The sequence below is a fragment of the Caldimonas sp. KR1-144 genome (assembly GCF_049446155.1).
In the GTDB taxonomy this organism is placed as follows: domain Bacteria; phylum Pseudomonadota; class Gammaproteobacteria; order Burkholderiales; family Burkholderiaceae_C; genus Rivibacter.
Window position 1 is genome coordinate 509,389 of sequence record NZ_JBMSEE010000002.1, and the last position, 21,079, is coordinate 530,467.

General features: G+C 67.6%; 21 protein-coding genes. 7 read left to right on the forward strand and 14 right to left on the reverse strand.

What is annotated here, in order from left to right:
- The first annotated feature begins 37 nt into the window (after positions 1–37).
- Together ACO2TI_RS06450 and erpA are read left to right on the forward strand one after the other, a co-directional pair.
- Positions 38–469 (forward strand): bactofilin family protein, encoded by a 432-nt coding sequence (locus ACO2TI_RS06450; RefSeq protein WP_423282873.1) that lies wholly within the window; start codon positions 38–40, stop codon positions 467–469.
- An 85-nt stretch (positions 470–554) separates the two neighbouring features.
- Complete coding sequence (erpA, locus tag ACO2TI_RS06455) at positions 555–923, forward strand: iron-sulfur cluster insertion protein ErpA (protein WP_423282874.1); 369 nt, start codon at positions 555–557, stop codon at positions 921–923.
- An 82-nt stretch (positions 924–1,005) separates the two neighbouring features.
- On the opposite strand, the gene ACO2TI_RS06460 is transcribed toward erpA, so the two are convergent.
- Both ACO2TI_RS06460 and ACO2TI_RS06465 read right to left on the reverse strand, forming a co-directional pair.
- Positions 1,006–2,121, reverse strand: a complete 1,116-nt coding sequence (locus ACO2TI_RS06460) for an anhydro-N-acetylmuramic acid kinase (protein WP_423282875.1) — start codon at positions 2,119–2,121, stop codon at positions 1,006–1,008.
- Positions 2,122–2,149: 28 nt separating this feature from the next.
- A complete protein-coding gene (locus ACO2TI_RS06465) occupies positions 2,150–3,523 on the reverse strand; it encodes a peptidoglycan DD-metalloendopeptidase family protein (protein WP_423283324.1) in 1,374 nt (457 codons plus the stop codon).
- 227 nt (positions 3,524–3,750) lie between these two features.
- Between ACO2TI_RS06465 and tyrS the strand changes: the two genes are divergently transcribed.
- The 3 genes from tyrS to dtd are packed head-to-tail and all read left to right on the forward strand — an operon-like array spanning position 3,751 to position 6,381.
- Entirely contained in the window at positions 3,751–5,031 is a 1,281-nt protein-coding gene (gene tyrS / locus ACO2TI_RS06470) for a tyrosine--tRNA ligase (RefSeq protein ID WP_423282877.1), read from the forward strand.
- A gap of 13 nt (positions 5,032–5,044) precedes the next feature.
- Positions 5,045–5,941, forward strand: coding sequence for a cation diffusion facilitator family transporter (locus ACO2TI_RS06475; RefSeq protein ID WP_423282878.1), 897 nt, complete (start codon positions 5,045–5,047; stop codon positions 5,939–5,941).
- Positions 5,941–6,381 carry a D-aminoacyl-tRNA deacylase gene (gene dtd, locus ACO2TI_RS06480; RefSeq protein WP_423282879.1) on the forward strand — a complete coding sequence of 147 codons (441 nt, stop codon included), beginning with the start codon at positions 5,941–5,943 and terminating at the stop codon, positions 6,379–6,381. The genes ACO2TI_RS06475 and dtd overlap by 1 nt, the downstream gene beginning before the upstream one ends.
- Positions 6,382–6,457: 76 nt before the next feature.
- Here the strand turns inward: dtd and ACO2TI_RS06485 are convergent, their stop codons facing one another.
- Positions 6,458–7,429 (reverse strand): tripartite tricarboxylate transporter substrate-binding protein, encoded by a 972-nt coding sequence (locus ACO2TI_RS06485; protein ID WP_423282881.1) that lies wholly within the window; start codon positions 7,427–7,429, stop codon positions 6,458–6,460.
- A gap of 131 nt (positions 7,430–7,560) precedes the next feature.
- Positions 7,561–8,115 carry a hypothetical protein gene (locus ACO2TI_RS06490; protein ID WP_423282882.1) on the reverse strand — a complete coding sequence of 185 codons (555 nt, stop codon included), beginning with the start codon at positions 8,113–8,115 and terminating at the stop codon, positions 7,561–7,563.
- Between the two features lie 46 nt (positions 8,116–8,161).
- On the opposite strand from ACO2TI_RS06490, the gene ACO2TI_RS06495 reads away from it, so the two are divergent.
- Positions 8,162–8,527 carry a cupin domain-containing protein gene (locus ACO2TI_RS06495; RefSeq protein WP_423282883.1) on the forward strand — a complete coding sequence of 122 codons (366 nt, stop codon included), beginning with the start codon at positions 8,162–8,164 and terminating at the stop codon, positions 8,525–8,527.
- Between the two features lie 7 nt (positions 8,528–8,534).
- On the opposite strand, the gene ACO2TI_RS06500 is transcribed toward ACO2TI_RS06495, so the two are convergent.
- From ACO2TI_RS06500 to ACO2TI_RS06540, 9 genes are all read right to left on the reverse strand, one after another.
- Positions 8,535–10,247, reverse strand: coding sequence for a PQQ-dependent sugar dehydrogenase (locus ACO2TI_RS06500; RefSeq protein WP_423282884.1), 1,713 nt, complete (start codon positions 10,245–10,247; stop codon positions 8,535–8,537).
- Positions 10,248–10,374: 127 nt separating this feature from the next.
- Positions 10,375–11,640: a phenylacetate--CoA ligase family protein gene (locus ACO2TI_RS06505; RefSeq protein ID WP_423282885.1), complete on the reverse strand. Its 1,266-nt coding sequence runs from the start codon at positions 11,638–11,640 to the stop codon at positions 10,375–10,377.
- A 32-nt stretch (positions 11,641–11,672) separates the two neighbouring features.
- Entirely contained in the window at positions 11,673–11,969 is a 297-nt protein-coding gene (locus ACO2TI_RS06510; RefSeq protein WP_423282886.1) for a hypothetical protein, read from the reverse strand.
- A 76-nt stretch (positions 11,970–12,045) separates the two neighbouring features.
- Positions 12,046–12,852: an ABC transporter ATP-binding protein gene (locus ACO2TI_RS06515; RefSeq protein WP_423282888.1), complete on the reverse strand. Its 807-nt coding sequence runs from the start codon at positions 12,850–12,852 to the stop codon at positions 12,046–12,048.
- Positions 12,853–12,961: 109 nt separating this feature from the next.
- Positions 12,962–14,287: an ABC transporter substrate-binding protein gene (locus tag ACO2TI_RS06520; RefSeq protein WP_423282890.1), complete on the reverse strand. Its 1,326-nt coding sequence runs from the start codon at positions 14,285–14,287 to the stop codon at positions 12,962–12,964.
- Between the two features lie 63 nt (positions 14,288–14,350).
- Positions 14,351–15,415: a branched-chain amino acid ABC transporter permease gene (locus ACO2TI_RS06525; RefSeq protein WP_423282892.1), complete on the reverse strand. Its 1,065-nt coding sequence runs from the start codon at positions 15,413–15,415 to the stop codon at positions 14,351–14,353.
- An 18-nt stretch (positions 15,416–15,433) separates the two neighbouring features.
- On the reverse strand, positions 15,434–16,363 hold the full coding sequence (locus ACO2TI_RS06530) for a branched-chain amino acid ABC transporter permease (RefSeq protein WP_423282893.1): 930 nt from the start codon (positions 16,361–16,363) through the stop codon (positions 15,434–15,436).
- A gap of 45 nt (positions 16,364–16,408) precedes the next feature.
- On the reverse strand, positions 16,409–17,230 hold the full coding sequence (locus tag ACO2TI_RS06535) for an ABC transporter ATP-binding protein (RefSeq protein WP_423282895.1): 822 nt from the start codon (positions 17,228–17,230) through the stop codon (positions 16,409–16,411).
- Entirely contained in the window at positions 17,230–19,164 is a 1,935-nt protein-coding gene (locus ACO2TI_RS06540) for an AMP-binding protein (RefSeq protein WP_423282897.1), read from the reverse strand. The genes ACO2TI_RS06535 and ACO2TI_RS06540 overlap by 1 nt, the downstream gene beginning before the upstream one ends.
- A 211-nt stretch (positions 19,165–19,375) precedes the next feature.
- Here ACO2TI_RS06540 and ACO2TI_RS06545 point away from each other — a divergent pair, with 211 nt between their 5' ends.
- The gene (locus ACO2TI_RS06545) at positions 19,376–20,119 is read left to right on the forward strand and encodes a Crp/Fnr family transcriptional regulator (protein ID WP_423282898.1); all 744 of its coding nucleotides are present in this window, start codon (positions 19,376–19,378) and stop codon (positions 20,117–20,119) included.
- A 7-nt stretch (positions 20,120–20,126) separates the two neighbouring features.
- Here ACO2TI_RS06545 and ACO2TI_RS06550 read toward each other — a convergent pair whose 3' ends face one another.
- Entirely contained in the window at positions 20,127–21,026 is a 900-nt protein-coding gene (locus ACO2TI_RS06550) for a 5'-nucleotidase (protein ID WP_423282899.1), read from the reverse strand.
- Between the last annotated feature and the right edge of the window lie 53 nt (positions 21,027–21,079).

Here is a 21,079-nt window from a genome sequence, read left to right on the forward strand (position 1 = left end):
GAGGCGGCTGGATCAGTCGATTCAGGAGAGCCATTTCATGTTCGGATGGAAGAAACAACCGGCGATCCGCACGCTGATCGGCGAGGGCACGGTGGTCGATGGCGAGATCCGCTTCACCGATGGTTTGCGCATCGACGGCGAGGTCAATGGCAATGTGCTGGCCACCGGCGGCGAGCGCAGCCTGCTGGTGATCGGCGAGAAGGCCTTGATCGCCGGCCACGTGCGTGCCGGGCATGTGATCGTCAACGGCCGGGTGCGCGGACCGATGGAATCCGACGAACTGCTCGAGTTGCAGCCCAAGGCGCGCATCGAGGGGCATGTGCGCTATCGCGCGCTGGAGATGCACCAGGGTGCCCAGGTGGCCGGCGAGCTGCGCCCGCTCGTCGAGGGCAGCCATGCCGCCACCGTGCCGGGTCCGCTCGATGACGAGGAAAAACCCGCGTTGAAACTGGCGTCGAGCCGTTTCTGAGCAGCGTCGCGAGTACGGATTTGCCGGGGCTGCGACAATACCGGCGTGCCGCGGCTCGAGCCGCGCCCGCTCCGAGGAGAATTCAATGACCGCTGTCGCCGAAAGCCTGCCCGCCACCGAGATGCCCGCCCCGATCGTCTTCACCGACAGCGCGGCCATCAAGGTGAAGCAACTGGTCGACGAGGAAGGCAACCCCGATCTCAAGCTGCGCGTCTTCGTGCAAGGCGGCGGCTGCTCGGGTTTCCAGTACGGCTTCACCTTCGACGAGATCGTCAATGACGACGACACGAAGATGGAGAAGAACGGCGTCATGTTGCTGATCGACGCGATGAGCCTGCAGTACCTCGTCGGCGCCGAGATCGACTACAAGGAAGACCTCGAGGGCGCCCAGTTCGTGATCAAGAACCCGAACGCCACGACGACCTGCGGCTGCGGTTCGTCGTTCTCAGTCTGAACCCAGCGCGCCAGCGCCTCTTCGACGGCCGCCTTCGGGCGGCCGTCGTGTTTGTCGGGCCGGGCCCCGTGCCGGGTCTCGGCTAGGCCGGATACAGCGCGCCCAGGATGCGCGGACCGCGTGCGCCGGTCACCGCCGGGTCGTTGCCGGCACGGCGTTCGACATGCGCCATCGCCAGCCAGGCAAAGGCAGCCGCCTCGACCTGCAGCGGCGGCAAGCCGCGTTCGGCGGTCGTCAGCACCGGGACGCCGGGCAGGGCCGCAGCCAGGCGCGCGAGCAGGTGGCCATTGAAGGCGCCACCGCCGCAGGCCAGCAGTTCGCGCGTTTCGCGGGCGTGACGGCGCAAGGCGTCGGCGACGCTGCGGGCCGTCAGCTCGCACAGCGTGGCCTGCACGTCGGCCGCGTCGAGCCCAGCGTGGCGAGCGAGGAGGGCGTTGAGCCACTCGGCATCGAAGAGGTCGCGACCGGTGCTCTTGGGCGGCGCCAGCGCGAAGTACGGATCGGCCAGCGCCGCGGCGAGCAGTGCGGCATCGACCCGGCCCTGGGCGGCCCAGGCGCCGTCAGCGTCGAAGGGCTGGCCGCGGTGGCGCGCGATCCAGCGGTCCATCAGCACGTTGCCCGGCCCGGTGTCGAAACCGGCGATCGAGCCGTCGGCGCGCAGCAGACTCAGGTTGGCGATGCCGCCGAGGTTGAGCACCGCGACATCGACATTCGGCCGACCGAACACCGCGCGATGGAATACCGGCACCAGAGGCGCGGCCTGTCCACCGGCCGCGAGATCGCGGCTGCGAAAGTCGGCGACGACATCGATGCCGCAGCGCTCGGCCAGCAGCGCGGGGGCATTGAGCTGCCACGTGTAGCCGATGCCGTCGAAGGCGCCTGGCCGGTGACGCACGGTCTGTCCGTGTGCACCGATCGCTCGCACCGCGCGAGCGGTCAGGCCCGCGCTGGCGAGCAGCGCATCGACCACCTCGGCATAGACGCCGACGAGCTCGTTGGCGGCCAGCGCGGCGCGATGAAGCTCGTCCGGCCCACTGACATTGAGTGCGAGGAGGGCCTCGCGCAGGTCGGGCGCGAGCGCCCGCGACACGTGGGCCAGGACCGCGATGCCGCCGTCGGCCTCGAAGCGCGCCACGACGCCGTCGACCCCGTCGGTCGACGTACCCGACATCAGGCCGATGTAGGCGTCGACGGTCACGGGGCGGCGGCTCCGCGCGGCGCGCGGCTCACTCGAAGCGCGGCGAGTTCGCGCCGGCCGGCACGGCCGCGAGCTGAGCGCTGGCGGCGGCGGCCACGTCCTGGAAGCGGGCCTTCGCCCCCGGGGAGATCGTCACCGCCTCCGAGGCCCGCGCCACCGTGATCGGATCGACCTGTCGGCCGTTGACCAGGAACTCGAAGTGCAGGTGCGGCCCGGTCGCCCAGCCGGTGGCGCCGACCGCGCCGATCTGCTGGCTCTGGTCGACGCGCTGGCCGCGCTTGACGTCGATGCGAGAGAGATGCGCATAGCGCGTCTCGCGGTCGCCGGCGTGGCGCAGGATCACGACGTTGCCATAGCCGTTTTGCACGCCGGCGAAGCTCACGACGCCGTCTCCCACCGCCCGCACCGGCGTGCCGGTCGGCGCGCCGTAGTCGACGCCTAGGTGCGCGCGCCACTTCTGCATGATCGGGTGGAAACGCATCGCGAAGCCCGAGGTCACGCGCGAGAACGCCATCGGTGAGCTCAGGAACATGCGGTTCTTGCTGCGCCCGTCGAGCCCGAAGTAGCCGCCGCGGCTGCCCGGCTCCTGGAACCACACGGCGTCGAAGCGCTTGCCGTTGTTGATGAACTGAGCCGCCAGAACCCGGCCGGCGGCCTGGTTCCAGGTGACCGGCTCGCCATCGGCGGTGAGCGCCTCGTAGAGCACCGTGAAGGTGTCGCCGCGCTTGAGCTCGCGACGGAAGTCGATGTCGGTGCCGAACAGCTCGGCGAGCTGTACGGTCACGCTGTCGGGCAGGCGCGACTCGTCGGCGGCGGCGAACAGCGAGCTTTCGATCGTGCCCGAACCGAGCCGCGTTTCGCTCGACAGCGCAGCTTGCTCGGTGCTGGCCGTCAGCCGGCCGTCGTCACCGCGCCTGACGGCCAGCCGCGTGAAATGGGTGTTGAACTGCTCGGATCTCGCGGCAGGGGAGCGCACGGCGAGTTCGATCAGGCGGCCGCCTTCGGCCAGCGCCTTGACCATCTTGCCGGCGCGGCCCTCGAGCGCGGTACGCGCCAGCGGGTCGCTGCGCAGGAAGGCAGCGGCCTCGGCATCGTCGATGCCGAGCCGGCGCAGCAGCGTGTCGGCCGTGTCGCCGCTGCGCGTGAGGTCGCTGCGCCACAGCGCCGGCACGAAGGTTTCAAGCGCTTGCAACTGGGCGTCCAGCGCCACCGGCATGACGGATTCGGTCACCAGCCGGCGCGGCAGGTCCGCGGCGTCCGGCGCCATCGGCGCGACGCCGAAGGCCGTGACGGCGGAACCGGCGAGCCCGGCGACCACGATGGCGGTCAGGCGGCGCGGGTGGCGTTTGAGCGGTGTCTCGATGCGCCGCCAAAGGCGTTCGAGAAGGAGATCGATGTTCAGCAAGACAGGCCTTCCCGACGAGTGGGCCGTGCCTTCGGCACCGGCGCGCGCTGCGACGTACGGAATGCTTCGAGAAAGACGGCCGCCACAGAAAAGCCGCCCCGTGGGGAGCGGCTGGGCAGCCAGGATCGATGCGGGGGCCTCCCCTAGAATGGCATCGATCGACGCGACCGGCATTTTACTGTGGGTATGCGCTGACATTTCCCGAATAACCCGTACCCAGGCCCATGTCCGCTGCCCCTGATGCCGCCTCGGCGAAGGTTTCAAGCACCGATCAGCCGCCAACTGCCGCGAAGTATCCGGTCACCGACCGGGTCCGCGAGGCCCTCGCCATCAGTCTGCGAGGCTGTGACGAGCTGTTGCCGCAAGAGGAGTGGCTCCACAAGCTCGCCCGCTCAGAAGCAACCGGTGTGCCATTGCGTATCAAGTTCGGGATGGACCCCACTGCGCCCGACCTCCATCTCGGCCATACGGTGGTGCTCAACAAGATGCGCGCGCTCCAGGACCTGGGCCACGTCGTGATTCCGCTGATCGGCGACTTCACGACCACCATCGGCGATCCGTCGGGGCGCAACAGCACCCGCCCGCCGCTCACGCGCGAGCAGATCGAGGCCAATGCGAAGACCTACTTCGACCAGATCCGGCTGGTCATCGACATCGAGCGCGCCGAGGTCCGCTACAACAGCGAATGGAGCGACCCGCTGGGCGCGCGCGGCATGATCCAGCTGGCCGCACGCTACACGGTGGCGCGCATGATGGAACGCGACGACTTCGCCAAGCGCTACGCGGGCAACACGCCGATCTCGGTCCATGAGTTCCTTTACCCGCTGATGCAGGGTTACGACTCGGTGGCGCTGAGGAGCGATCTCGAGCTCGGTGGCACCGACCAGAAGTTCAATCTGCTGATGGGCCGCCATCTTCAGCACGAGTACGGGCAGGAGCCGCAGTGCGTCCTCACCATGCCGCTGCTTGAAGGCACCGACGGCGTCGAGAAGATGTCCAAGAGCAAGGGCAACTACATCGGCATCTCGGAGCCGGCGAACGTGATGTTCGCCAAGGTGCTGTCGATCAACGACGAGCTGATGTGGCGCTGGTACACGCTGCTGTCGTTCCGCCCGGAAGCCGAGATCGCTGCGTTGAGACGCGAGGTCGAGGCCGGCCGCAACCCGAAGGACGCCAAGGTCATGCTCGCCAAGGAGATCACCGCGCGCTTCCACGGCGCGGCGGCGGCCGACGCGGCGCACGAGGACTTCCAGCGCCGCGCCGCCGGCGGTGTGCCCGACGACATTCCCGAGGTTTCGCTCGCCGGCGCGCCGCTGGGCATCGGCGCGCTGCTCAAGCAGGCCGGCCTGGCGCCGTCGAGCAGCGAGGCGATGCGCTTGATCGAGCAAGGCGGCGTCAAGGTCGACGGCAGCACCGTCAGCGACAAGGGCCTCAAGCTCGACGCCGGCCGCTATGTGGTGCAGGTCGGCAAGCGCAAGTTCGCGCGCGTCACGCTGACCGCCTGATCACCTCCGAGCGATGCAGGTCCGCGGCTACCTGAAGCTGTCGATCGTCGCGGCGCTCGCGACGATCGCGCTCAAGACCGCGGCCTGGTGGTGGACCGGTTCGGTCGGCCTGCTGTCCGACGCGCTGGAATCCTTCGTCAATCTCGCCGCAGCCACCTTCGGGCTGTGGATGGTCACGGTCGCGGCGCGGCCGGCCGACGAGGACCACCCGTTCGGACACGCCAAGGCCGAGTACTTCTCCAGCGGCTTCGAGGCGCTGCTGATCCTGGGCGCCGCGCTGGGCATCGGCTGGGCGGCGATCGACCGGCTGCTGCATCCGGCCCCGATCGAGCAGGTGGGCCTGGGCATCGCGCTGTCGATCGCCAGTTCGGTGATCAACGGTGCGCTCGCGTGGGTGATGCTGCGTGCTTCGCGTGAGCACCATTCGATTGCGCTCGAGGCCGACGCCCGCCACTTGATGACCGATGTCTACACGTCGGTGGGCGTGATCGTCGGCGTGCTGCTCGTCGCGATGACCGGCTGGCTGTGGATCGACCCGCTGCTCGCCCTGCTGGTGGCGGCGAACATCACGCGCGAGGCGTTCAGCCTGCTGCGCCGCTCGACCGACGGGCTGATGGACCGTGCGCTCGACGCCGACGAGCAGCGCGCCATCGAGGACGTGCTGGCAGGGCTGTCGCTGGATCAGGTTCAGGTCAACGATCTGCGCACGCGGCGTGCTGGCGCGCAACGCTTTTGCGAACTGCACTTGCACGTGCCGGCCGCCTGGACGATCGGACGCGCGATGCGCCTGCGCGAGCGCGTCGCGGCCTCGCTGCTGGCAGCGGTGCCGCGGCTGCGCGTGACGATCGAGGTGCTGCCCGTCGGCGAGGAGCCGCTCGCGCAGCGCGAGCCTTTGCAGGACGTGAGCTGATGCTGGCGCTGGTGCAGCGGGTGCGCGAGGCGCGCGTCGAAGTCGATGGCCGTTCGGTCGGCGCGATCGGTTGCGGCATGCTGGTGCTGGTGTGCGCCGAGCCGTCGGATACTGAAGGCCAGGCCGCCAGGCTCGTCGACAAGCTGCTCAAGCTGCGCATCTTCTCGGACGAGCAGGGGCGCATGAACCGCAGCGTGCAAGACATCGGCGGTGGCCTGCTGATCGTCTCGCAGTTCACGCTCGCGGCCGATACCTCCGGCGGCAACCGGCCGAGCTTCACCGGCGCCGCACCTGCCGAGCAAGGGCGTCGGCTCTACGAGTGCGTCGTCGCTGCAGCTCGCGAGCGTCATCCGGTCGTCGAGACCGGCGAATTCGGCGCGCACATGCAGGTTCAGCTGCTCAACGACGGTCCGGTGACGATCCCCATCACGCTGCGCTGACGCGCGGCGCCCCCGTGCGCGGGAAACGAAAACGGCCCGCCGAAGCGGGCCGTCGACGGCATCAGCCCAGTGCCGCTCAGTCGGCGTACTGGCCGGCTGCCTTGATCACCGGACCCCATTTGTTGATTTCCGACTCGACCCACTTCTTGTGTTCGGCCGGGTTCACGCGGTTGTCGGTGACGACCACCGCGCCGAGCGCTTCCTCGCGCTTCTGGAAATCGGCATCCTTGAGCGCCGCCTTGAGCGCGGTGTTGAGCTTGTCGACCACCGCCTTGGGCGTGCCGGCCGGCGCGTACAGACCGTGCCAGATGCTCACGTTGAAGCCCTTCATGCCCGACTCGTCGAGCGTCGGCAGCTTGGCGAGGATCGGCGTCGTGAGACGCTTGGGCGTCGTGACCGCGAAGGCCTTGACCTTGCCGCCCTCGATCTGGGATGTCGTGTTGGTGGTCTGGTCGCACATGATGTCGACCTGGCCGCCGATGAGATCGGTCATCGCCGGGCCGGTGCCCTTGTACGGCACGGTGGTCATGTCGACCTTGAGGGTGCTCTGGTAGAGCAGGCCGCACAGGTGCGAGGCGGCGCCCAGGCCGGCGTTGGCGAGGTTGATCTTGCCCTTGTTGGCCTCGATCCACTTCAGCAGCTCGGCGTAGTTGCTGGCCGGCAGCGTCGGGCGGCCGATCAGCGTCATCGGCACTTCGTTGATCAGGCCCAGGTACTCGAAGCCCTCGAGGGTCTTGTACTGCAGGTTGCGGTACAGCGCCGGCGAGGTTGCCATGCCGATGTGATGCAGCAGCAGGGTGTAGCCGTCCGGTGCGGCCTTGGCGACGCGCGTGGCACCCAGCGTGCCGCCGGCGCCGCCGACGTTCTCGATCACGATGGTCGCGTTGTTTAGCGGCTTGCGCAGCGCCTCGGCGAAGTCGCGTGCGACCTTGTCGGTCGGGCCGCCGGCGGCGAAGGGCACGATGATCGTGATCGGCTTCTCGGGGTACTCGGCCAGGGCGCCGGTGACGGCGAGGGTCGCGGCGAGGGCGAGCAGGGTGCGCTTCATCAGGGTTCTCCCACAGCAAAAGGGACACGCGCGGCCACCGCCGCGCTCGGGCGGGATGCTAAGGCCTGTGCCGCCCCTCGGGCATGGCGGATTCCACGTAAGCCGCCGGTGCGCGTGGGGCGTTGGACGCGTCAACGGCAGCGATCCCGCAGGGCGTTCCACGCCAGCACGGGCAACCCGAGCAGTCCCAGCGAGCGGTAGGCCGTGCGGCAATCGGGCGCCGAGGTCGCGGCGATGGCTTCACCCAGCCCGGGAGCCGACGCGGCCTGGCCGTCGATCGGGACTGCGCCGCCGCGCGCCATCCCGCGTGCAACGGCGCGCATGCTGGCGTCCAGGTCGATCGGTGGCTCGGCCGCGGACGCCGGGGTGGTCGAAGGCGGCACGTCGGTGGCATCGGCCGGCGCCACCGCTGGTAAGGCGCTCCGGGCATCCGAAGTCGCGGGGCGACGCGCGCGCTCGATGCGCCGGTGGCTGCTCGAGAGATCGTCCGACTGCAGTGAGGCCGGGGAGCTTGTCTGCCGCTGCAAGGTCAACAGCTGAACCGTGACGTGCCTCGGCTCCCGAGCCGGCGGGCCATCGACGGCGCGTTGACGCAACCATGCCACCAGCACGAGCGCGTGCAGCACCGCGACCAACAGCATCACTGTCGCGCGGCGCGGAACGAGCGGTACGTTCGACGCGAGCATGCGTGCAGCATGCCATCGCCTTGCGGCGCAGGACAATCGGCCCACCATGAGCACTGTCGCCATCATCCGCTTCGACGCGCCGACCGGCGCGCCGGTCGTCGACCATCCCCGGCCCGACCGCCGCGAGCACGGCGTGCCCGAACGGCACACCTGGACGCTCTACGAGAGCGCGCCGCAGGGGCTCTCGGCCGGCATCTGGTGCTGCGATCCGGGCCGCTGGCGCATCGTCTTTCCGCCTGAGAAGCACGAGTACTTTTTCGTGCTCGAAGGCCGCGTGCGACTGCACGACCGCGCCGGCGGCTTCGTCGAGATCGGTGCGGGCGAAGGCGCGGTGATTCCGGGCGGCTTCGAAGGTTCGTTCGAGGTGCTGGAGCGGGTGCGCAAGCACTTTGTCGTCGTCGAGGGCGGCTGAGGGCCGGCTATTCCGGCGTCGTCGCGATCTTCTCGAACACGTTCACGAGCTCGGCGCGCACCGCCGGGTCGGCGAGTCCCGGATCGGGCATCTTGGTGCCGGGTGCGAAGGTCTGCGGATTGGTCAGGAAGGCCTCGAGGCTCGCGCGGTCCCAGCGTCCGCCCTTGCCGGACAACGCGCTCGAATGCCCCGCGTAGGCGGTCGAGCCGATGCGCCGGTTCCAGACGCCGGCCAGGCTCGGCGCTTTCTCATGGTTGCCGTCGTCGAGCGAGTGGCATTCGATGCACATCGTGAGGGCGGCCTTCGTGGCCGCCTTGTGCTGGGCCGGTGCCGTGGACTGTTCGATCGCCCGCTGCGCGAACTCGAACGTCATGCTCGCGGCCTTGGGCTTGAGGTAGAGCAGCTTGGCTTCGTCGGTCCAGACGACCAACCTGCCGTCGGTGTGCTGGTGGACGGCGCGCATGCGCGTGCCGATGCGGATCGGCTCGGCATAGACCGCGCGGCCTTCCGAGATGCGCAGCCGGTACAGCGACTCGGCCACCAGCGACGAGGCGATCAGGTCGCCGTCCCAGGCCGGATCGAAGCCGCGCACCGCCGTGAGGCCGGATACCGCCGCCGAAGGCACCCAGACGTAGGCTGGCGCCTCGAAGCGGTCGTGGCGGCCATAGGGCAGTGCGCCCGGCCACGGCATCGCGCTGTATTGCGTGCCGAAGGTCTGCAGCGGCCAGCCGTAGTTCGCGCCTTCGCGCTGGCGGTTGAGTTCGTCGCCGCCGCGCGGGCCGTGCTCGATCGTCCACAGCGTGCCGTCGGCCGCCGTCGCGATACCCTGCATGTTGCGGTTGCCGCTCGAGATGATGCGCTTGCGCCCGGACTCGACGTCGATCTCGAGCACCTTGCCGTACTCAGCCTTCGGATCCTGGGCGAGCGCGACGTCCGATGCCGGATCGACGTTGACCGGACCGTAGACGCCGTCGATGTGGAAATCGCCGCTGGTGATGGCGATGCTGTTCGGGCCGAAACGCGCCATGCGCCCGCCCGACATGTGGCCCTCGACGGCGCGGAACTGCTTCTTGATCGGGATGCAGGGCTCGGTGCGGGCGATCACCTGCCAGTCGGCGGACTGTGCCTTGACGTCGCGCAGCGATGCGGTCGCGGCCGGCAGCGTCAGTCTCGCGACCGCATTGCGCACGCAGGCGCCGGCGTCGTTCCATTCGATGTAGCTGGCAAGCAGGTACTTCGCCTGCGTCGTCTCGAACGAGAGGATGTCGTTGTAGCGCAGCCGCGCGAGATTGAAGGTATAGCCCTGCGAACCCAGGCGCTGCGCGGCGGCTTCGTAGGCGGCGTAGCCGTTGTCGGGGCCCGCGATGCCGCTTCGCGCGACCTGGCCGTCGGATTCGACGTAGATCGTGCCGTCGTTGTCGATCACCACCAGCTCGCGGCCGAACGAAGTCAGTCCGCCGCCGACACCGCGCCGGGCAGGCGGCACGGTCAGCGTGCGCTCAATCTGCAGCTTCAGCAGCGTGGTCGTGAGTTCGGCCGTCCCCGAGTCGCGCGGCCGGAGGCGCTCGTAGACCTTCTTGGTGGCCGCAACGGCGCGCGGTATCGGCGCCACGTCGTGGGCGAACAGCAGCGCGCCGGCGAGCGTTGCGCCCAGCAGCGCGCCCAGCAATGCAATCGGCAGCGCGATGGCCACTGCCGCCCACACGAACCGCTTGCGCACGTCAGTGTCCTCGAAGGCGGCACGCCGGCGAGAACTCGGCCGGCGCTGTCGCGAACGATTCTCACCGCGTGCCCTGCGTCGTTGGACGTCGAGGCCCCCGCAGTCGAAGGGGGCGATTCAAGGGGCGCTAAGCGTAGTTGCGCGCGTCCTCGATCACCTTGCCGTCGTTCGGCAGGCTGCCCGGCGGCAGCAGCTCGACGTCGCCTCGCAGCTTGGTGACATCGCGGATGGCCTCGACCAGCCGCGTTGCCAGCCCGTCGGGTGCCGCGCCGCGCAGCTCGGCGCGCAGCAGCATCGTCTCCGCGCTCGCTGCCTGACCGCTGACCACGAGCCGCGCGCGCAGCACCTCCGGATGGCGTCGCACGATCTCGGCGACCTGTCCTGGGTGGACGAACATGCCGCGGATCTTGGTCGTCTGATCGGCTCGCCCCAGCCAGCCGCGAATGCGCCGGCCCGTGCGCCCGGTGGGGCAATGGCCCGGCATCACCGCCGACAGGTCGCCAGTGCCGAAGCGGATCAGCGGATAGTCCGGATTCAGCGTCGTGACGACCACCTCGCCGACCTCGCCGTCGGGCAGCGGCTCGCCGGTGCCTGGGCGCACGATCTCGACGATCACGCCTTCGTCGAGCACCAGCCCTTCACGCGCTTCGGTTTCATAGGCGATGAGGCCGAGGTCGGCGGTGGCATAGCACTGGTACGCGTCGACGCCGCGCTCGCGCACGCTGTGGCGCATGCTCGGCGTGAACGCCTCGCCGGACACCAGGGCCTTGGTGAGGCTCAATGGCGACGCCGCTTCTTCGGCCTTGTCGAGCAGGATCTTCAGGAAGCTCGGTGTCCCGGCATAGGCATGCGGACGCAGCTCGGCCATGGCCTGCAACTGCAGCTCGGAGTTGCCTATGCCGCCGGGAAACGTGCTGCAGCCCAGCGCATGGGCGCCCGACTCCATCATCGAACCCGCCGGCGTCAGGTGGTAGCTGAAGCTGTTGTGCACCAGATCGCCGGCGCGAAAGCCCGCGGCATGCATGGCCCGAGCCACGCGCCAGTAGTCGGTGGCGCTGCCCTCGGGTTCGTAGATGGTGCCGGGAGACTGGAAAACGCGCCGCACGCCATGGCCGCCAGCGACGCCCCGCCAGCCAATGGCTGAGAAACCGCCGAAGGGATCCTGCGCGCGCCCCGCCTGCTGGCGTGTCAGCAGTTCGCTCTTGCGCGTGACCGGCAGGCGGGCCAGCGCTTCGCGGTCGACGACCGTGCCCGGTTCGACATCGCGAAGGATCTCGGCGCCGGCCGCGGTGGACTGCTGCGCATGCGCAATACGCTGCGGCAGGACGGCGAACAGGGCAGCTTCTCGTTCGGCGGGCTCGCGCGACTCCAGCGCGTCGTAATAGGCGCTCATGATGGATTCCAAGGGTAAGGCTCGTGCATCGGCTACTCCTCGCCCCATCGTTCGAAGCGGCGCTTGAAGTCGTCGATGAAATGGCGGACGTCCGCACCATTGGTCAGTGTCGTGACGTCCCACTCGGGCGTACGCTGCGGACGCTTGGCGACTCGCACGCGTACCAGCTTGCCGTCGACGGCCGCCTCGAATACGGGCATGCCTTTCCAGTCGAAGCGGGCGGCGCCGCGCTCGGTCAGGCTGCGAAGGTCGCGCAACGCGCGCCGGATGCGCTCGAGCCCGTCTTCAGGCTTGAACGGCGGCGGCGCGAAGAAGTCGTCGTCGCTCATGGCGAGCCCTCCACACCGGGCTTCCCCGAACGCTCCTGATGGTCGATTCCGCGGCTCATGGCACTGCCACCGCACATCAGGCGAGCCAGCGCTTGCGCCGCTTGTAGCTCTTCACGTCGCGGAAGCTCTTTCGGTCGTTGCCGCCCACGCCGAGGTAGAACTCCTTGACGTCTTCGTTCTCGCGCAGGTCCTTCGCGGCGCCATCCATCACGATGCGGCCGCTTTCGAGGATGTAGCCGTGGTCGGCATACTTCAGCGCGATGTTGGTGTTCTGTTCGGCGAGCAGGAAGGTGACCTTCTCCTTGGTATTCAGGTCACGCACGATCTCGAACACCTCTTCGACGATCTGTGGGGCCAGGCCCATGGACGGCTCGTCGAGCAGCACCATCTTCGGATTGGCCATCAGCGCGCGTCCAATGGCACACATCTGCTGCTCGCCGCCCGAGGTGTAGGCGGCTTGCGATTGCCGTCGCGTCTTGAGCCGCGGAAAGTAGGCATAGACCTTCTCGAGCGTCTCGGCGACCGCCTGCCTGCCGTCGCGGCGCGTGTAGGCACCGGTCATCAGGTTCTCTTCGATCGTGAGGTGCGCGAAGCAATGGCGTCCTTCCATCACCTGCACGACGCCGCGCTGTACCAGGTCGGCAGGCGAGAGCTTCTCGATGCGCTCGTCGCGCAGCTCGATCGAACCCTTGGTGACATCGCCACGCTCGCCTGCCAGCAGGTTCGAGACGGCGCGCAAGGTGGTCGTCTTGCCGGCGCCATTGCCGCCGAGCAGGGCGACGATGCTGCCCTCAGGGACCTGCAACGACACCCCTTTGAGCACGAGGATCACATGGTTGTAGATCACCTCGATGCCGTTGACGTTGAGAAGAATGTTCGACATGGCCTTCGCCTCTTGCAGAGCGAAACCCGCGTCCACGGGCTTCGCTCTGGAACCGGACCGCGGATCGCGGCCCGGACCGAGCAGTGGAGTCCTTTGCGAAATCGATGAATCAGGACTGGCAGTTTTCCGGCGTGCGGCGCGTGTTCTTCTTCTCGGTGAGGTACTTGTCAGCGGCGGTCTTGATCATCGGCTTGATGATCGACTGATCGGCCTCGTACCAGTCGGACGAGAAGCTCCATTTGCTGCCGTCCCAGGTGTGAACGCGCACCCAGGTCGAGCCCATGTGGTCGCCGCAGGAAGTCTGCAGGGGACGCATCACGCCGGCGAAGCCGAGTGCGTCGAGCTTCTTCTGGTCGAGCGACAGGTTCTCGAGGCCCCAGCGCACCTGCTCGCTGGTGACGACCTTGCCTTTGCCGAATCGCTCCTGGGCGCGACGCACGGCTTCGACCGCCAGCATCTGGATGATGACGCCGCGCGTGTAGAGCACGGAGCCGACCTCGTCGCGCGGACCGGTGCCCTGGCCCTTGTCATGCACGTACTTCAGGATGTCCTGGATGACCTTGGGCTGGGTGCCCGAGGTGTTGAGGTTCAGCGCGTTGTAGCCCTTGGCACCTTCGCCGACGTCCTTGACGTCCGGCTCGGCACCGGCCCACCACACGCCGTACATCTTCTCGCGCGGATAGCCGGTGGCCTGTGCCTCTTTCAGGGCAGTCGAATTCATGACGCCCCAGCCCCACAACAGCACGTAGTCGGGCCGGCTCTGGCGGACTTGCAGCCAGGCCGCCTTCTGCTCGACGCCAGGCGGCGTGACAGGAATCAGCTGCAGGTCGTAGCCGTGCATCTTGCTGCGCTCGTTGAGCAGCGGAATCGGCTCCTTGCCGTAGGGGCTGTCGTGATAGACGAGCGCGATCTTCTTGCCCTTGAGCTTGTCGAAGCCGCCCTCGCGCTTGGCGATGTGCTGGATGAGCACGTCGGCCGCGGTCCAGTAGCTCCCCATCAGCGGGAAGTTCCACGGGAAGGCCAGGCCATCGGCCGATTCAGGCCGGCCATAGCCCAGGTGCATCAATGGGATCTTGTCGGAAGCCGTCTTTTCGGTCAGTGCGAGGGTGATGCCTGTAGCCTGCGGGTCGAACAGCGTCACGCCCGGACGGCTCTTGAGCCGCTCGTAGCACTCGACCCCGCGATCGGTGGCATAGCCGGTCTCGCATTCCTCGAACACCGCCTTCACCCCGTTGATGCCGCCATCGCGGGCGTTGATCATCTTGAGGTAGTCCTGCTTGCCATTGGCCCACGGCGTGCCGTTCGGGCCATAGGGGCCGGTGCGATAGACGAGGAGCGGAAAGAACTGCTCCTTGGCCTGGGCATGCACTGAGGGTGCGGCGAGCACCGCACTCACGGCGGCAACCGCAGCTAGTACATACGACTTCAATCTCATGTCTACCTCCTGGGGTGGGGTTGGGTGCACTCTGCGGTGCGGGTCAATACTCCGTGCGCTGCTTCAATGCGGGAATGGCCAAAGGCGCAGCTTCTCCTTGGCGGTCGACCAAAGACGCGCCAGCCCGTGAGGCTCGACGATCAGGAAGAACACGATCAGCGCGCCGAAGATCATGAACGTCAGGTGGGAGGCCATCGCCGTATCGATGGGAACGCCGAACCAATACGGCAGGTTGTCGAACACGATCGGCAGCAAGACGATGAAGGCCGCGCCGAAGAAGCTGCCCATGATCGATCCGAGCCCGCCGATGATCACCATGAACAGCAGCTGGAAGGAGCGATCGATGGAGAACGTGGCCGGCTCCCACGAGCCCAGGTGCACGAAGGCCCACAAGCCGCCGGCCACGCCCACGATGAAGCTCGAGACGGCAAACGCGGTGAGCTTGGCGTAGACCGGCCGGATGCCGATCACCGCGGCGGCCACGTCCATGTCGCGCATGGCCATCCATTCGCGTCCGATGTGGCCGCGAACGAGGTTCTTCGCCAGCAACCCGAACACGGCCGCGAAGCTCAGGCAGAACAAGTACTTCTGCACCGGCGTCTCGATCGGCATGCCGAATACCTGCAGGCCGCTCACGCTGACCGAGCCGGAGGCCGAGTTGTTCGTGAACCACTGGATGCGCAGGAAGGCCCAGTCGACGAAGAACTGCGCCGCCAAGGTCGCCACCGCGAGATACAGGCCCTTGATGCGCAGTGACGGGATGCCGAAGATGACACCCACGATCGTGCTGCACAGTCCCCCCAGCAGCAGCGACGCGATGAGCGGCATGCCCTCGATGCGGACGTTGAAGTTGTAGGCCGCATAGGCGCCCACGGCCATGAAGGCGCCGGTGCCCAACGAGATCTGCCCGCAATAGCCGACGAGGATGTTCAGGCCCAGCGCCGCCAGCGACAGCACCAGGAACGGGATCAGCACGGCCCGAAACAGGTACTCCGGCGCGATCAGCGGCACGGCGATGAATGCGAAGAGCAGCAGCAGCGCGATCGCGATGCGGTCCTGCAGGATCGGAAAGATCTGCTGGTCGGCTCGGTAGGTGGTCTTGAACTGACCGTTTTCGCGGTAGAGCATGTCGTCTTCCTTCTGTGCTCAGACGCGATCGATGATCTTTTCGCCGAACAGTCCCTGCGGGCGCACAAGCAGGAACACGAGCGCCAGGACATAGGCAAACCAGATCTCGATGCCGCCGCCGATCATCGGGCCGAGGTAGATCTCGCTGAGCTTTTCGCCGACACCGATGATCAGCCCGCCGATGATGGCGCCGGGCACCGACGTCAATCCGCCGAGGATGACCACCGGCAGCGCCTTGAGCGCGACCAGCGACAGCGAGAACTGCACGCCGAGCTTGGAGCCCCAGATGATGCCGGCCGTCAACGCGACGAAGCCGGCCACTGACCAGACGATCACCCAGATGCGCGACAACGGGATGCCGATCGACTGCGCCGCCTGGTGATCGTCGGCCACGGCGCGCAGCGCCCGCCCGGTGGCAGTCTTCTGGAAGAACACCGTCAGCAGCGCGACGAGGGCGGCTGCGATGAGTGCGGCATAGAGGTCTTCCTTGTTGATCAGCACGCCCCCTTGGAAGACGTTCTCGAACAGGAAGATCGGGTCCTTCGGCATGCCGACGTCGATCTTGTAGATGTCGTTGCCGAAAAGGGTCTGGCCGAAGCCGTCGAGGAAGTAGGTGATGCCCAGCGTGGCCATCAGCAAGGTGATGCCCTCCTGGTTGACCAACTTGCTCAGCGCCAGGCGCTCGATGAGCCAGGCCACGGCCACCATGACGACCATCGCCGCGAAGAACGCGAGCACGTTCGCGAGTACCTTGCTCTCGAAGCCGAACCAGCCCGGCAGCCATTCGGAGAAGCGGGCCATGGCCAGCGCGGCGAACAGCACCATCGCGCCCTGCGCGAAATTGAACACGCCGCTGGCCTTGAAGATGAGCACGAAGCCCAACGCGATCAGCGAATACAGCATGCCGGCCATCAGGCCGCCAAAGAGTGTCTCGAGAAAGAATCCCATCGTCGTACCTTCAACTGCGCGTTCTGGACCGCCGCGGCATGGATGTCAGTGCGACGTGCCGAGGTAGGCACGGATCACTTCTTCGTTGCTGCGCACTTCGTCGGGCGTGCCATCGCCGATCTTCTTGCCGTAGTCGAGGACGACGACGCGGTCGCTGATGTCCATGACCACGCCCATGTCGTGCTCGATCAGAACGATCGTGGTGCCGAATTCGTCGTTGACGTCGAGGATGAAGCGGCACATGTCCTGCTTCTCTTCGACGTTCATGCCGGCCATGGGCTCGTCGAGCAGCAGGACCTTCGGCTCCATCGCCAGCGCACGGCCCAGGTCGACGCGCTTTTGCAGACCGTAGGGAAGGCGGCCGACCGGCGTCTTGCGATAGGCCTGGATCTCGAGGAAGTCGATGATGTGCTCGACGAAGGCGCGGTGCGCCATCTCCTCGCGCTCGGCCGGGCCGATGCGCAGTGCCTGCAGGAAGATGTTGCTCTTCATGCGCAGGTTGCGGCCGGTCATGATGTTGTCGAGCACGCTCATGCCCTTGAACAGGGCCAGGTTCTGGAACGTGCGCGCGAAGCCCATCTCGGCCACCTGGCGCGAGTTCATGTGCTTGAAGGTCTGGCCGCGGAAGGTGATCGAACCCTGCTGCGGCTGGTACACGCCGTTGATGCAATTGAGCATCGAGCTCTTGCCGGCGCCGTTGGGGCCGATGATCGCGCGGATCTCGTGCTCGCGAACGTTGAAGCTGATGTCGGTCAGCGCCTTGACGCCGCCGAAGGCCAGAGAGATGTTGCGCACGTCGAGGATCACGTCCCCGGTATGGCGCTTGCCGGCAGCCGTCGGCTGCGCAAATGCGACGCTGCCTTCCATCACGCGGCCCTCCTGACGGGTTCGAAGGTCTTGGTGTCGACGATGTGCAGCGTGGCGGCGACCATGCCGGTGCGCCCATCCTCGAACTTGACCTGGGTTTCGATGTACTGCTCGGACTTGCCGGCGTAGAGCGCGTCGATCAGCACGGCGTACTTGTCCGCGATGTGGCCGCGGCGCACCTTGCGCGTACGGGTGAGTTCGCCGTCGTCCGCGTCGAGCTCCTTGTGGAGCACCAGGAAGCGGCTGATCTGGCAGCCGGCCAGGCGTTCGTCGGTGGCGAGATCGGCATTGACCTGCTCAACGCATTCGCGCACGAGTTGGTAGACCTCGGGCTTGCCTGCCAGGTCGGTATAGCCGGCGTAGGGCAGGTTGCGCTTTTCGGCCCAGTTGCCCACGGCCTCGAAGTCGATGTTGATGAACGCGCACACGCGGTCGCGCTGGTGGCCGAAGGCGACGGCCTCCTTGATGTGCGGAAAGAACTTGAGCTTGTTCTCGATGTACTTGGGCGCGAACATCGAGCCGTTGGCCAGTCGGCCGACGTCCTTGGCGCGGTCGATGATCTTCAGGTGGCCGCCGGCGTCGAGGAAGCCTGCGTCGCCGGTGCGGTACCAGCCGTCGCGGTCGAGCACCTCGGCCGTCGCACCGGGGTTCTTGTAGTACGACTGCAGCAGGCCGGGCGAGCGAACGAAGATCTCGCCGCTGTCGTCGACGCGGATCTCCACGCCGTCGATCGGCACGCCGACCGTGTCGGCCTTCACCTCGTGATCGGGTTGCAGGCACACGAAGACCGCGGTTTCGGTCGACCCGTACAGCTGCTTGAGGTTGATGCCGATTGAGCGGTAGAACGTGAACAGGTCCGGGCCGATCGCCTCGCCGGCCGTGTAGGCCACGCGCACGCGCGACAGGCCCAGGGTGTTGCGCAGCGGCCCGTAGATGCACAGGTTGCCCAAGGCGTAGAGCGCGCGGTCGAAGGCGGGGACCGGCTTGCCGTCCATCAGCGACGGGCCGATGCGCTTGGCGACCGACATGAAGCTCTTGAACAGCCAGCGCTTGAAGCGCCCGGCGTCTTCCATGCGGATCATCACGCTGGTGAGCAGCCCCTCGAAGACGCGCGGCGGCGCGAAGTAGTAGGTGGGCCCGATCTCCTTGAGGTCGATCGACACCGTGCTGGCGCTCTCCGGGCAATTGACCACGTAGCCGCAAGCAAGCCACTGCGCATAGCTGAACGTGTTCTGCCCGATCCACGCCGGCGGCAGGTAGGCGAGCACCTCTTCCCGCTCGGTGAGCTTGTCGAAGCGCTGGCCGGCCGCCGCGCGGTCGAGCAGGCTGTGGTGCGTGTGGACCACGCCCTTCGGGTTGCCCGTCGTTCCCGACGTGAAGAACATCGCGGCGACATCGTGCGGCTGGGCTTTGGCGATCTCGGCATCGACATGGCCGGGATGCTGCGCATTGAAGGCGCGACCGGCTTCGATCAGCGCGTCGAGCGAGGCCAGGCCGGGCTCATCGTATTTGCGCAGGCCGCGCGGATCGTCGAACCAGATGCGTGTCAGCGCCGGGCACTGCGGGCGGATCTCCAGCAGCTTGTCGACCTGCTCCTGGTCCTCGACCACAGCGAAGCCGACTTCGGCGTTGGTGAGCGGGAACACGAACTCGGCGGCGACCGCATCCTGGTACAGCGGAACCGGCACCGCGCCAAGCGCTTGCGCGGCCAGCATCGATGCGTACAGGCGCGGGCGGTTCTCGCCCACCACGACCAGGTGCTGGCCTCGTTGCAGACCGGCAGCGGCCAGCCCACCGGCCAGCGCGCGCACCAACTCGGCCAGCTGGGACCAAGTCAGCGTCTGCCAAATGCCGTACTCCTTCTCACGCAATGCCGCGGCGCCGGGACGCCGCTGCGCATGCTCGAGCAAGAGCCGGGGAAACGTCGTCTTCACCGCAGTCTCCTTCGCCTGTGAGCCGTGGCCTGAGTTCAGGCTCGGTCTTCTTCTGATGTCTGGGGCGGATGCTAGGGAGAAGTTTGACGCTGGGTTGTCGTTGCAAGGACAATTTAGGTACCAGACCGGAGGGGAGTTTCCCGCAGTACTTTCGTTCGCGTGTCCCACCGGATCCAGCGGGAGTCACCCGATGACCACAGCGAGCACATCGATGCCAACGCAGGCATCCGGCGTTCATCCTCTGCAGGCCCGGTCGCGGCACGCATCGGCTGCCGATTTCGCTTGCGTGCCCTGGCTGAGCCGCCTCGAACCCGAGCACCGAACGCTCGCGCAAGACGCGATGCGCGTGGTCGAGGTGATGCCGGGCGAAGTGATCTGCCGCGTGGGGCGCGCGCCGACCTTCTGGTTCGGACTGATCGACGGCTTGCTCAAGATGAGCAACGACAGCGCCCACGGCATGCCCGTCACATTCGCCGGCATGCCGCCGGGCGGCTGGTTCGGCGAGGGCACGGTGCTCAAGCGCGAGCCCTATCGCTACAACATCGAGGCCCTGCGCACCAGCCTGGTGGCGGGGATTCCGGTCGACACCTTCCACGAGCTGCTCGAGTACAGCATCGGCTTCAACCGCTTCATCCTGCAGCAGCTCAACGAGCGGCTGGGCCAGTTCATCGCCGCGCGCGAGATCGACCGCCTGACCGACCCGGATTCGCGCGTCGCACGCAACCTGGGCGCCTTGTTCCACCCGGTGCTCTATCCCGGCGTTGGAAGCCTGCTGCGCATCACGCAGCAGGAATTGGGCTACCTGGTGGGGCTGTCGCGCCAGCGCGTGAACAAGGCACTGCAGGCGCTCGAAAACGAGGGCCTGATCCGCGTCGAATACCGCGGGGTGCGCGTGCTCGACCTGGCAGGGCTGCAGCGCCGCGCCGGTGCGCGCGAGCTGGCCGGCAGCCTCTAGCCTGCGCTCAGGCCGGGTTGGCCACGCCGGCCGCCACGTGCCCCGCCGGCACGTGCGGGGCCGCGCCTTCGACGTGGCCGGTCTGGTCGTCGAAGAAGAAGTCGGGCTCGAACTCGCGCAGGAACTCGCCCTTGGACAGGCCGCCGAGGAACATCGCCTCGTCGACCTCGATCTCCCAGTCCATCAGCGTGCGGATCGCGCGCTCGTGGGCGGGCGCGCTGCGGGCGGTGACGAGGGCGGTGCGCAGCCGCATCTCCTCCGTGCCTTCGCGCTGCAGGCGCTGCAGCGCCTCGAGCAGCGGCTTGAACGGGCCGGCCGGCAGTGGGCTCGCGGCGCGCTCGGCCTCGTGGCGCTGGAAGCCGTCGAGGCCATCGGCCTGGAACACGCGCTCGGCTTCGTCGGAGAACAGCACGGCATCGCCGTCGAACGCGATGCGCACCTCGTTGGGATGCGCATCGGTCGCACGCGCGGCATGCGGCAGCACGCGCGCGGCGGGGAAGCCGGCATCCAGCGCCGAGCGCACGTCGGCGTCGTTGGCGCTGAGGAACAGGTTGGCGTTCAGCGGCTTCAGGTAGCGCCATGGCGAGGCACCGCGCGTGAACACGCCGCGCTGGATCGGCAGGCCGTAGCGCTCGCAGGAGCGGAACACGCGCAGGCCCGAGACCGGGTCGTTGCGCGACAGGATCACCACCTCGACGCGCGGCGCGCCGGGCGAGTTGAACGCCAGCAGCTTGTGCACGAGCGAGAACGCGACGCCCGGCTTGGCCGGGCGGTCGATGCGCTCGAGCTGCAAGCGCATGTAGGCACGGTCGTCGCTGGCTTCGAAGACCTGGTTCTCCTCTTCGAAATCGAACAGGGCGCGAGAGGAGATGGCCACGACGAGCTGGCCGGCAAGCGAAACAGGCATGCCCGATTGTGGCGTGTGGCGCCGCGTTCCCGCGAGCGCGGGGCGGGCGTGAC

Excerpts from the sequence above, each read along its gene's own strand:
- ACO2TI_RS06515 (WP_423282888.1), bottom strand. The coding sequence starts at position 12,852 with ATGTCGAACATTCTTCTCAACGTCAACGGCATCGAGGTGATCTACAAC.
- ACO2TI_RS06475 (WP_423282878.1), top strand. The coding sequence starts at position 5,045 with ATGCAGGTCCGCGGCTACCTGAAGCTGTCGATCGTCGCGGCGCTCGCG.
- ACO2TI_RS06545 (WP_423282898.1), top strand. The coding sequence starts at position 19,376 with ATGCCAACGCAGGCATCCGGCGTTCATCCTCTGCAGGCCCGGTCGCGG.
- ACO2TI_RS06505 (WP_423282885.1), bottom strand. The coding sequence starts at position 11,640 with ATGAGCGCCTATTACGACGCGCTGGAGTCGCGCGAGCCCGCCGAACGA.
- ACO2TI_RS06530 (WP_423282893.1), bottom strand. The coding sequence starts at position 16,363 with ATGGGATTCTTTCTCGAGACACTCTTTGGCGGCCTGATGGCCGGCATG.
- ACO2TI_RS06525 (WP_423282892.1), bottom strand. The coding sequence starts at position 15,415 with ATGCTCTACCGCGAAAACGGTCAGTTCAAGACCACCTACCGAGCCGAC.
- tyrS (WP_423282877.1), top strand. The coding sequence starts at position 3,751 with ATGTCCGCTGCCCCTGATGCCGCCTCGGCGAAGGTTTCAAGCACCGAT.
- ACO2TI_RS06550 (WP_423282899.1), bottom strand. The coding sequence starts at position 21,026 with ATGCCTGTTTCGCTTGCCGGCCAGCTCGTCGTGGCCATCTCCTCTCGC.
- ACO2TI_RS06490 (WP_423282882.1), bottom strand. The coding sequence starts at position 8,115 with ATGCTCGCGTCGAACGTACCGCTCGTTCCGCGCCGCGCGACAGTGATG.
- dtd (WP_423282879.1), top strand. The coding sequence starts at position 5,941 with ATGCTGGCGCTGGTGCAGCGGGTGCGCGAGGCGCGCGTCGAAGTCGAT.
- erpA (WP_423282874.1), top strand. The coding sequence starts at position 555 with ATGACCGCTGTCGCCGAAAGCCTGCCCGCCACCGAGATGCCCGCCCCG.
- ACO2TI_RS06495 (WP_423282883.1), top strand. The coding sequence starts at position 8,162 with ATGAGCACTGTCGCCATCATCCGCTTCGACGCGCCGACCGGCGCGCCG.
- ACO2TI_RS06520 (WP_423282890.1), bottom strand. The coding sequence starts at position 14,287 with ATGAGATTGAAGTCGTATGTACTAGCTGCGGTTGCCGCCGTGAGTGCG.
- ACO2TI_RS06535 (WP_423282895.1), bottom strand. The coding sequence starts at position 17,230 with ATGGAAGGCAGCGTCGCATTTGCGCAGCCGACGGCTGCCGGCAAGCGC.
- ACO2TI_RS06450 (WP_423282873.1), top strand. The coding sequence starts at position 38 with ATGTTCGGATGGAAGAAACAACCGGCGATCCGCACGCTGATCGGCGAG.
- ACO2TI_RS06485 (WP_423282881.1), bottom strand. The coding sequence starts at position 7,429 with ATGAAGCGCACCCTGCTCGCCCTCGCCGCGACCCTCGCCGTCACCGGC.
- ACO2TI_RS06510 (WP_423282886.1), bottom strand. The coding sequence starts at position 11,969 with ATGAGCGACGACGACTTCTTCGCGCCGCCGCCGTTCAAGCCTGAAGAC.